The 10361-nt window shown below is 43.6% G+C and carries 10 protein-coding genes and 1 pseudogene; 6 read left to right on the top strand and 5 right to left on the bottom strand.

The window, feature by feature from the left end; genetic code table 11:
• Positions 1–126: integrase core domain-containing protein (locus tag A3750_RS24875; RefSeq protein WP_156498492.1), on the top strand; the 126-nt coding region annotated here is incomplete at its 5' end.
• A gap of 32 nt (positions 127–158) precedes the next feature.
• Here the strand turns inward: A3750_RS24875 and A3750_RS08545 are convergent.
• The 5 genes from A3750_RS08545 to A3750_RS08525 all read right to left on the bottom strand — a co-directional run bounded on the left by A3750_RS08545 (position 159) and on the right by A3750_RS08525 (position 4133).
• Positions 159–797, bottom strand: a complete 639-nt coding sequence (locus A3750_RS08545; RefSeq protein WP_068548175.1) for a hypothetical protein — start codon at positions 795–797, stop codon at positions 159–161.
• Between the two features lie 105 nt (positions 798–902).
• Positions 903–1760 carry a hypothetical protein gene (locus A3750_RS08540; RefSeq protein ID WP_068548174.1) on the bottom strand — a complete coding sequence of 286 codons (858 nt, stop codon included), beginning with the start codon at positions 1758–1760 and terminating at the stop codon, positions 903–905.
• Complete coding sequence (locus tag A3750_RS08535; protein WP_068548173.1) at positions 1757–2299, bottom strand: YcjF family protein; 543 nt, start codon at positions 2297–2299, stop codon at positions 1757–1759. Before A3750_RS08535 ends, A3750_RS08540 begins: the two co-directional genes overlap by 4 nt.
• A gap of 138 nt (positions 2300–2437) precedes the next feature.
• Complete coding sequence (locus A3750_RS08530; RefSeq protein ID WP_156498491.1) at positions 2438–3352, bottom strand: hypothetical protein; 915 nt, start codon at positions 3350–3352, stop codon at positions 2438–2440.
• Positions 3342–4133 (bottom strand): hypothetical protein, encoded by a 792-nt coding sequence (locus A3750_RS08525; protein WP_068548171.1) that lies wholly within the window; start codon positions 4131–4133, stop codon positions 3342–3344. Before A3750_RS08525 ends, A3750_RS08530 begins: the two co-directional genes overlap by 11 nt.
• 548 nt (positions 4134–4681) lie before the next feature.
• Here A3750_RS08525 and A3750_RS08515 point away from each other — a divergent pair.
• The 5 genes and pseudogenes from A3750_RS08515 to A3750_RS08495 form a co-directional block, all read left to right on the top strand.
• On the top strand, positions 4682–5869 hold the full coding sequence (locus A3750_RS08515; protein WP_068548170.1) for a hypothetical protein: 1188 nt from the start codon (positions 4682–4684) through the stop codon (positions 5867–5869).
• Between the two features lie 12 nt (positions 5870–5881).
• Positions 5882–7606: an MBL fold metallo-hydrolase gene (locus tag A3750_RS08510; RefSeq protein WP_068548169.1), complete on the top strand. Its 1725-nt coding sequence runs from the start codon at positions 5882–5884 to the stop codon at positions 7604–7606.
• Positions 7607–7796: 190 nt separating this feature from the next.
• Entirely contained in the window at positions 7797–8582 is a 786-nt protein-coding gene (locus A3750_RS08505) for a nuclease-related domain-containing protein (protein WP_068548168.1), read from the top strand.
• Positions 8583–8717: 135 nt separating this feature from the next.
• Positions 8718–9668: a COG2958 family protein gene (locus A3750_RS08500; protein ID WP_068548167.1), complete on the top strand. Its 951-nt coding sequence runs from the start codon at positions 8718–8720 to the stop codon at positions 9666–9668.
• A 106-nt stretch (positions 9669–9774) separates the two neighbouring features.
• Positions 9775–10361, top strand: a pseudogene (locus A3750_RS08495) (MotA/TolQ/ExbB proton channel family protein); the annotation flags it as partial.

Raw genomic sequence — 10361 nt, 5'->3', positions numbered from 1 at the left:
TGGTTCCGAACGTTACAAGAAGCACGATATGAAATTGATCTGTGGCAGCAGCACTACAATCATGAACGGCCACATAGCTCGCTTAATTATTTAACACCGGTAGCCTTCGCGAAGAAGGTTGCATAATATGGAATTTCTCATTGATGGAGTGGTACTAATCAAGGGGAAAGGTCAATGTCATGCAAATTTAGATGCAGCCTTGCAGCTGAAAGGAGTTTTCTCATCAGAGGTTTATCTAATTTGAGGTAGCTTCCCTCTCCTAACTTCTCATCGGCTATGCTATGTATAAGCCGTTGTACCTTTGAAACTCGTATGTACGCTATTTCGCGTTCTGTGTTCCGGTAAATCTCCTCGCAAAGTGAATTAATACGTTCACTAATACCTTGGTACCCCCATCTCCCTCCACGTCTCTTTATAGCGGAATCATCAAATGCGGGGCCTAAGCTTTCTTTGAGCACTCCCCTGATCATTACTGGGAGGGTTTTGTTTTGTTTTGCAAGGTCTGCAAAAGTGCTATTCAGGTATTCTGCAGCGATATGTTTATTCGCAAGGAAGTCGACACTGTCATTTAAAATCTTTTGTATAGTTTTAGTGCGAATCTCATCAGATGTTTTAAGATGTGCAACTGCTTTGATAAAAGACCTTCGTCTTTCTCTCCATTTTGCCTCTAGCTCAGCCTGATGTTCTTCTCTTTTTTCGATTTTACTATCAGATTCACCTTCAAGTGAATCAATATGAAACCATATGTCTTCTGCTCCAGAACCCACATAGTTGCCTTCATCGTATGTATAACTCATTTACTGATTTCGCTTAATCTAAAATTATTGGTATTAAGGTTTTTGAATGTATTCACAAGGGAGATCACTTTTATTATTCAAGACGCATTATACAAGTATTAGTCTTCATCGCTTGGCTAGAAATGCGAAGGGTCGGAATGATCGCTTCTGGTTCACCAGTCCGTTTACCGCAAAGATGAGTGAGCCGAGTAGATATGCTCCCACAATTATGTTGAGCCCGGGGACCGCAAGTGCGGTGAAAATGGCTGCGTATTTTGCAGCTTTTACGCCCAGCGTTTTAAGCGACAGCTCTTTGAATTCATCCAACGTTATTCGGCCTGAGCGGTAACGTCGCCAAAGTTCAAATACAATTATTCCTGCGGAGGCGGCAACCAGCGGCGGGAAATAGTTCCAAAGGGTCTCTTCAGCGTCATCGTCAATTTCAACCATGCGGTCTACAAAATCCTCGACACGGATCGTCAAATCTTCATTGCTAAAACCTGATGATGGGATTCCCATGCGATCGGACAATTCTTCAGTGACATATATTTCGGTATCTGGATTTGAATCGATCCAAGCACTAATAGCACTCATGTCATCGGTGGCTTTTAGCTGAACATCCCAAGCATGCGCCGTTTTCTCATCGAGCAATTGGACATCAACGGTTCGATGATTAGTATCAGGAAATAGCGCGGCAACAACCGAATCACCATCTTCATTCTCAAGTCGTTGGAACTCCATTTCGTGGAGGATACCTTTGACGTTGTTAACTAGACCTCCTATCTGAGAATCGTCATAAGACGCTAACCTCTCGGCAGTATCTGAGACTGACAGATCCCATTCTTGGGATGAACGACGCAGTGCTGCGAGCACGGCGTAGTCTTCTTCCAGTAATTCTGGGTCAGGTGAAAAAGCAATCTTCCCCAATGTCGAAAGTATGGCCGTTTCATCGAATCTTCTGGAGATGTAAGAGTGCTTGATCAAAACTCATCTCTCTTCGATAAGACTTCATCTTTTGCAGCTTTGGCTTGTTGCTTTCCTTCTTCCCGCAATTGGCCCCACATGCTTTTTATATCTACGTTACTGACGGTTTGACCCTTGGACTTTTTCTCCAAATAGAAATCCATAATGCGGCCTATTGCATAGGTTAGTCCGTACACTAAGGGGATAGTTGTAAAGCCAGCGAGAAACGGGAGTCCAACTTTGTATAAACCTAGCGCCGCTTGTTGTGCGGCCATGCCTAATCCAACAACCCCGGCAATCTCTTTCAATAGGTCCGTCGCTTCTGCGTCCGACAGAGGCATTCCGCGGATCGCACTAAGTCGGACGCCCATATACGCTTGAATTGGTGTTAGTACAAATATGTCGGCAAATGGTATTGGTTGGACCGCAACAGCGGCGCATGTGACCGAAAATATGTGAATAATTCGAGAGCGTTTTTGATCATCCGAAAGATCAGTTCGGCTTTCAATGTCTGTGATTTCAGCAGAGATTTTCTTCTTCGCTGATTCGATTATGTCCACCGCACTCTCCCTAGCTCAGTTTTTTACTCTTTCCAATGTATCCTATTTCCGACTGATTTTGAAAGCAGGGAACCAGTCAGAAATAAGTCTTAGCTTTGCGACAGTATTGAAACGTCGCAAAGCATGTTTGACCTTAACCTAGCTAGGATCAGCGGTGTCCACAACCTTCATAATGGAACGCTGATCGATCTTAAAAAGACCACGTCGTTTCGTACCAGTTTTTGTTTCGGCGCGAACGGCATAGCCTTCATTGAGAACTAGGTTTTTCATTTCTTGTTCGTCCATGATTTCTTTGCCTGCCTCCTTAGTGTTTCCACCAGTACCACCTTTGGAAACACGAAATGCAACTTGTCCGTTATCGCGGTTTTTCATTCTAACCGGATAAAGCTTATCTCCTGATTCATGGAGCAAGTAAAATAAGTTACTGTACTTTTCATTGCCGCGGGTTTTCAGCCAACGATCTAGTTCTTTTGCTGTGACCAATGTTTTAGCTCCTTTTTTGTATGTCATAAGTCTGTCCTTATTATTTGGTTGCGTTGCATTTCGCACTGCCTTTTCAGTCATGCGAGCAAGCAGTGAGACTTGATACAGGGTGAAAGTGTCTGACTCTGCGTAACCGCTAATCCAAAGGTCTTCGGGGGCATCCCGCCCTAGTTCAGAGTCGAGCTCAGCGCGCAGAGTGCATAGCGCAGCGATGTTTTCACAGTTTAAAGGGATATCAACATCTCCCATATTCTCGGCGATAGTGCGAGTGACCGATATGAGCATGCCTAAGTCTAGGGCCTCTTCGCTGTGAACAAATCTATTAATTCCGTTTATGGCGTAGTTATACGCTTTCTCGAGAGCGGCCAATACATCCGAGGAAGCATCCTGATCTACGTAAGCTTCTATGCCTTCCGTCCATGGCACGATTCCGCGCAAGGCGTTGTACGCATAGAGCAAACCTGCGTGTCCGTTTAGGATCTCGCTTTTTGCTTCTTCGAGGGATATCTCGACGCTGCCATTTACCCAACTCCAGCGATTGTTAAGCACTTCGCCAATGTTAAAGAGCATGCTGACCTCCATGCATTGAGTTGCTTAATAGTTTGAGTTGCTCTTGCAGAGCTAAGCGGCGGGCATCGATTGTGGTGCTATTCGTTTTTGGTGATAACAACTCCTTTTCTTTTTGACCAAGGAAATAGGCAATACGTTCTGCATTTGCTCCGCTCGGGTGTGGTATACCTGAAAAGACTTGCTCTCGCATGAGAAGGCCGCGATCTACTAAATGTAATAAAACGTCTGCTACGCCTTGTCCAAGGGGAATGTAGATTGCTTCGGATAGTTGAGTTACCTCGCCGATGAAGTACGTTTCCATCAGAGACTTTAATCCGGTTTCAGACAGTGCAGGCTTTGCTGTTTTCAGCATCTCCTTGTCTTTAAGTGTTGGGTATCTGAGAACACTGGTGAAGTGGCATAAGTGTTGATTATCGCTAAAGAGAGTTTCGCAACTGCTGATGCCTAAAACCTTATTCAGATTTACATGGTCTAGCATGCGAATAAGGTTTTTTCGCATTGTTCCGCTGAACGATGCAGTCAGCTTTGCCGTTTCAAGTGCTTCTTTGAGGCTGGCGCCTTCGTTAAGAGAGGATTGCGCAGCTTCATATGCGTTCTTGGCTTGAGTGATGCCCGGTGTAATGCCCACTAAAACGATTCTCGCTTCAGGATTTATATGATCCATCGGCGCGTAAAAGCTTTGATATCGGCTTGAGTCTAGGACTTTTAAGTTATCTGCCCAAGGGTTTGCGTGATAGGATTGAATCAACGCTAAGATCTGTTGGTCTTTCAGTTTATCCATTATGGCGTACCTTCTTGTTATGTGACTGATGATAGGTAGTGATCACTCTGTCGTTTTTAGTGCTGCTAACTTTTACGATAGGATTGGACTTCAGCAGCTTATCTATTTCGTGTCGTAAGTTTTTAAGTTCTCTCAGTCCTTTTTTATCTATGAACGAGATAGCGGCGTGGCCGTGTTGCGTGTACTCAATGCCAAAAAGTGAAATCAGCTCTAAAACTTCGAGACTGATCCCTCGTTGAGACATCCTTTGGGATGCATGCTGTGTGATGGTTGTCTTCATCTTGTGAAGCCTCCTGCCTTAAATAAAACAAATTATTCCTCGCTCAATGGAATTTAATTATTCACACGAGTTGCGGGGAGTCAACATAAAAATTCCCCGCAAAATGGAACAATTTGTTTTTTTCTTTGCTTCTATTAAAAACCCTATTCTGATCAGACAATATCGTAATTAAATACGGCTAATATACGATAATGGCGTATTCATAATTATCTGCATCTCGGTAGGATATTTTGCGTTGGTTCTTACAGAGCAAAAAGGAGGAAATGCGATGTCGAAACAGCAGACACAGGAAAGGCTCACACAAGATGAAACAACGCGGTTGTTAGATCATGTTTGTTCGCGAGGTGACATGACCAACCAGTTGGTCGCTGATCTGATTGAGGTGGAGCCGCCGCGAATTAGCGAAGGCCGCAATGGCAAGTGGAGATTGCCTCGGGATAAGGCTGCAAAGTTAGAGCTGGAGTTCGGTAAACCTCGAGCGGAGAAAGGCGTTTACGTCTTTGCTGAATTATTAGAAGAGGGAATTGCTCAAGCAAGAAAAAACATTCCCGATTTGGCCTCTGCGCGGCATCGGCAAAGGTGCTTAGACGTTTGGCACAACAAAGAGATGAGAAGAGAGCTAGCCCAGAAAGTGATCTATGACGAAACGCCTTTAGATTGGTCCGCGAAGGATGAGAGAGACAATGATCATGAGTTTTGGGCCGGGGTCTTTGAAAAATTTGATGCTCTGCTAGCTTCGAATGAATTTAAAACCCTGATTAAACGCCTTCGTGACAAGGCCAGCTCGATAGCTTGGGAAGAAAGTAGAGCACAACAAGCATCATACGAGCTCCAGTATAACAATGACTTTTATTGTGGCATTCCGATAGCAAAAAAGGCTGAGGCGCGCGCAAATTGTGAAGGTATTTCCTTGCAGAGTTTACATCCGTTTAGCTTGCTTCAATGTGCGGCTTTAAAAGAGCTGGATGAAGGGACAATAGTTGCTGATTCTAGGCCTTTTGACATTGTGGTCACCGGAGAGTTAATTCATGAGTGGCGCGGCGAGATTGAGGTATCGATAGTCGGAGCGTCGTGTTCAAAGAGTTTGGTATTTCCTATTGAGGGAAATTTGGTTCAGGCCTTTCCTTTATCTCATATGCATTTAGGGGATCGTGAGTGTGAGTTCAAATCTCGAATGCATTCTTTAAATGTTGATCGCTATGATGCGTTTGAAGCCTCCTTGTATCTGACAAAAAGGCTTGAATACGTGCTGATATTGACGTTATCAGAAAAGAGTAGGTATGTGACAGGAACGCCCGACCGTCCAATGGTAATAACAGGAATTCGCAGCGCAAAACTATTTGATGAACTAGCGCATCTGCAAGACTGGCTTGGAATAAAGGATCTTGGTCTTGGCTATGTAAAAGCTGAGCTTGCCGGACTTGGTGGATACATCCCCGGCGCAAAAATAATTTAAAGGAGTTGAATCATGTTTATGAAGTTTATTGGAGCTGCTGAAGGCGTGACAGGGTCATGTACTTGGTTATACCACCCTGCATCGGATACACAGTTGCTGGTTGATTGCGGGTTATATCAGGGGACAGATCATGAGGTGTGGTTGAACCATCAACCGTTTGAGTTTGACCCCAAGAAAATCAAATACCTACTCCTTACTCATGCGCATATCGATCACTGTGGATTGATAGGGAAACTTGTTCGTGAAGGTTTCAAGGGCAAAGTGTATTGCACAAATGCAACTGCGCGCGTAGCGGAAGAGATGCTGCTTGATGGAGCCGGGTTTTCAGATAGTGAATACACTAAAGAAGATGTGCGCCGTATACAGTGGAGTCCTATCGATTACAGTGCCTCAGAGATTGCAGAACAAAGACGCGATTTTAAGTGGGGAAAGATTTTTACACTTGCGCCGGGCCTTACTTTAAGTCCTTGGCGAAGTAGTCACGTATTGGGAGCGTGTGGTTTTAGCATCAATTGGAACGATCAGGGTGATAAAAGTACTTATGCCGACCGGTCTATATTTTTCTCTGGAGACATTGGGTGTCAGTCTTCCCAGAACTGTTATTTGCCAATGATGAAGAAAAATCATGCTCCCCCTCCGTATACAGATTTCTTGGTCATGGAATCGACGTATGGATCAAGGGTACGCGAGGATCAGTATAAAAGCAGCGAGAATCGTATTCGCGCGCTGGAGCAAGTGATCATCGATACTAAGGAACGAGGTGGCACGCTTGTTATTCCAACTTTTGCTTTCCATCGAACACAAGAGATTTTGACGGATCTGTTTACAATTGGTCTGCGTTGGAGGAATAGCTGCAAAGGTGACTTGCAATGCTACTTAGAAAGTCCTCTGAGTAATCGCTTAAATAAAGTTTATGGGGAAGAGCTTCCTCGTTTGCTTTCTTCTACCCGGCCACAAAATCTGGATAGACAGTATCTGAGGGATGATCTTACCGAGACAACGGGTATACACCCTAAAAACATCGGAAATTTGTTCGATAACTTGTCTAACGGCAAGGTGGCCACATCCGGAAAGCTAAAGGTCACGCCCTCAGATGGCGGTGACAAAGGAAACACACAACCTCGTAAGAAAAAAACGGTAACACCGATGGAGATTTTGAAGGAATTCGATGTGGTTGTAGTAAGCGGTGGGATGTGTGATCAGGGTACTATCACGAGATACTTATCTATAGTAGAAAATAAGCCAAGGAATACGCTTTTACTAACGGGGTATCAGGCTGCAGGGAGCAAAGGCAGGCAGTTGTTAGAAAGCGAAACGGAAGATGTTGCATGCACAATTGAAGACCTTTCCTCTTATTACTCTGGGCATGCAGATCAGGCAATATTGTTAGATTACTTGTTTGAACTTAGTGGCAGAAAGGAGCAGGATAATAGTTGCCATGTTTTTATTAATCATGGCGAATCAGAATCTAAAAATGTCCTCCGTGAAGCCATACAGCACAGAGCTGCCGAGAAACGACCAAATGATCGGATCGTATCTGAAGTGTCAATCGGGCTAAAAAAGTGGTTTGATCTTTCAAACTCCACATATATTGATAACTCCCCGGTACTAACAGAGCCCACGGTCAATGACTTGACCCGAGAACTGCTTGAGCTTAAGAGTATGCTTGCCACTCAAAGCCGAGAGATGATCGCGATAAGGGAATTGCTTGAGCATTTGACCAAAGAAGAAGCGTAGCAATCAGCGCGGAGCTATCTTAGTGCCTTATGAAAGATAGCCCGCGCGATTCACTAAGAAGACAAAAGTCGCGGCGCGTCGATGCGGGCGCACCACATATAATAATTATCAAGATAGTACGAATCTATCGCTAGCCATAATAGGATTGGCGGTGGTGTTCAACTATCAAAATTAACAGAAGAACAAATACATGGAAGTGAGTAATATCATCGTCACAATGGCCGCCAAACTTTGGCCTTTTTTGCTAATTGCTGCAGCGTTATCCGTAATGAGATCGGCTTGGTTTAAAGGTATCGCTGGAGAGTTTTTCGTCAATACACTGGCAAGACTTTTTCTCCCCAAAGGTGCATACCACTTAGTTAAAAATGTGACCTTACCGACGGAAGACGGTTCGACCCAGATTGATCATGTAATTGTTTCTCGATACGGCGTATTTGTTGTTGAGACCAAAAACTTGAAAGGTTGGATATTTGGTTCGCCTACTCAAAAGACATGGACGCAAAGAATATTCAAAGTTACCCATAAATTTCAGAACCCCTTGCATCAGAATTATAAGCATATCAAAGTGCTGGAAGACTGCCTGCAAATCGAACCGGAAAAGTTGTTTTCACTAGTGGTGTTTGTAGGTGGTAGTAAGTTCAAAACTGAAATGCCGGATAACGTAGTGCATGGCCTCGGATATATTCGTTTTATAAAGTCTAAGCGAGAGTTAGTGTTATCTGATGTAGAGGTAGATCGGATACTTAAAACGATTGAGTCTGGACGGCTTACACCTTCTTTTGTGACGAACCACAAGCATGTCAAACACGTGCAAACTATAGTGTCGCAGAAGAAGGTTTCGCCTCCAGCTAAAAATGCGTGCCCGAAGTGTGGAGGCGAAATGGTTCGACGTCAGGCTCAGAAAGGCGCTAATGCTGGAAAGGCATTTTGGGGCTGCTCGACATTTCCAAAGTGCCGGGGAGTGAGGGCTTTGTAGCGCAATTTTGAGCTGAGTTATATTAAACGCAAGTACTTGTTCGAAATAATGAGTCAGTATCGGAAAGTGTTCGACCGATAAATAGGCAAAGAAGTAGGCTTTATTTCCATTAACCGCTTAGGCTATGAAAAGACTATGAGCTACACATTTATACATTTTGCAATTGATGTGCTTTCAACGGAGGAAAGGCCCCTTACATATCAGCAGATATGGAATGCTGGTGTAGAGAAAGGTTTTGACAGAAAGCTGAATACTAGCGGAAAAACTCCTTGGCAGACTTTGGGTGCGAGATTATTCGTTGATGTAAGAGATAACCCAGATTCTATGCTTATTAAGATTGGAAGTAACCCAGCACGCTTCTTTCTTAAGTCTAAAGAAAGCCTAATACCTGAAGATATATTGAAGAAAATTGAAATATCAGAACGTCAAGAGAAAGAGCCAAAGTCTAAGTACAGTGAAAGAGACCTCCATCCGCTTCTATCTTATTTTGCCTATACTAATCCGGCGTTTACCCGTGGTAGAAGCATACTGACAAAAACAATATTTCACGAGAAATCTAAGAAGAGTGGCTATAGCGAGTGGAGCCATCCTGACTTAGTTGGCTTTCATCTACCGGTTGAAGATTGGCATCTAGACTTATTGGAGTTTAACCGGATCGCGGATAACAATGCTTTAAAGCTATTTTCTTTTGAACTCAAGAAATCGCTTACCAAAGGAAACTATCGAGAGGCTTTTTTTCAAGCGGTTTCGAATTCTTCATGGGCCAACGAGGGGTACCTCGTCGCTGCTGATGTTAAGCAAGATGATGATTTATTATCAGAGTTGGAAAGACTTTCAATGTCATTTGGCATTGGCGTAATACAGCTGGATCTCTCTGACATTGACGCATCTCGCGTACTTTATCACGCGCAGCGTCGTAATCAGTTGGATTGGGAGACAATGAACAAACTTTCGGAACAAAACGAAGATTTTAGAAAATTCCTCAAAGATGTAAAAATCGATTTTGATTCAAAGCGCATTCATAAGTCGGAATATGACGAAGTAATAGTAGATCCTGAGTCACACATCCAAAAAATGATGCGTTAGCGTGTAGAGCCTTGTTGCTTAATTACATGCGTGATGTAACTCTATTGTAATAAACTTAATTATAAGTATATTTGCCCATCTAACTAATAATTATAAAGGGAGTTATATGCCGTCCTCTTTTGTCGAAGCTTGGATTAGAGGGGTTGAGCCCTCACACATCACCGACGTTTTTTTAATCCTACTTGTCGCCATCTTTTTCCTCGCCTACTGGTTTAAACGTAATCACACGCACGCAGTGTTTACGGCATACGCGCCAACATTACTTACATCGCTTGGAATATTGGGCACATTTGTGGGCATCATTTCTGGGTTACTTGATTTTGATACGAACGATATTGATGGCTCCATCGGTCCGCTGCTAGAGGGCTTAAAAACAGCGTTTATCTCAAGTATTGCTGGCATGTTTTTGTCGATCTTATACAAAGCAGGGGTATCGTTTGGAATCTTGATTTTACCTGTAACGCGAGTTGAGGAAGACGATGAAGTTGATTCGCTGGATTTCTATAAGGTTATGCAGCAGCAAGTCGAGAGCATTTCAGATTTAAAACGCGCGATTGCGGGAGACGATGAAAGTAGTCTCATGGGCGTATTGAAGCTACAACGATCCGATATCAATGATCACTTCAAAGCCCTTACTGTATCGAGTGATCAAGTAAGATCATCACTTGAAGAGTTAACAAAAATGACTGACGA

It is taken from the genome of Oleiphilus sp. HI0079 (assembly GCF_001635105.1).
This window is presented reverse-complemented; position numbering and strand designations above follow the sequence as displayed.